The following is a 529-nucleotide window of genomic DNA, read 5'->3' on the forward strand; positions in this document are numbered from 1 at the left end:
CTCATCGATCCGATCATCGAACCCGTGCAGGCGGCGGTGGGGGGATTGGATCCGGCCGCCAGTTCGGGCTTGGACACCGTCGTGGTCAACAGCGTGGTCGACCTGCTCGAAAGCTACTGGGCGACTGCGGGTGCCGTGGGCTCGGCACTGCAGGAAGTGTCGAGTTCCGCCGCGGTCACGATTCCCCCGGTGCTGCATAGTCTCGAGCAAGATTGGATCACCAGCCCATTGGGCACCCAGGTCGACACCGCGGTCAATGGGCTCTGGCATGACGTGGGTGGGCCCGGCATGTTAATCGGCAACGGCGCCAACGGTGTCGGGGGTGCGACGTTGGCCCAGGCCGATGGTGGCGCCGGCGGATTGCTGTTCGGCGATGGCGGCAATGGGGCTACCGATGCGGCCGGTCAGGGGGGTACCGGTGGGGCTGCGGGGTTGTTCGGTAACGGCGGGGCCGGCGGGGCCGGCGCCAACGGTGCGGCCGCCGGTGTGGCCGGCGGTGACGGGGGTGTCGGCGGGGCCGGCGGGATTC

General features: G+C 69.8%; 1 protein-coding gene. It reads left to right on the plus strand.

Features of this window, described 5'->3' with window-relative positions; genetic code table 11:
• The coding region (locus tag F6Q13_RS20110; RefSeq protein ID WP_367141385.1) for a PGRS repeat-containing protein at positions 1-529 on the plus strand (529 nt) is incomplete at both ends.

The sequence above is a fragment of the Mycobacterium sp. genome, from assembly GCF_008709575.1.
In the GTDB taxonomy this organism is placed as follows: domain Bacteria; phylum Actinomycetota; class Actinomycetes; order Mycobacteriales; family Mycobacteriaceae; genus Mycobacterium.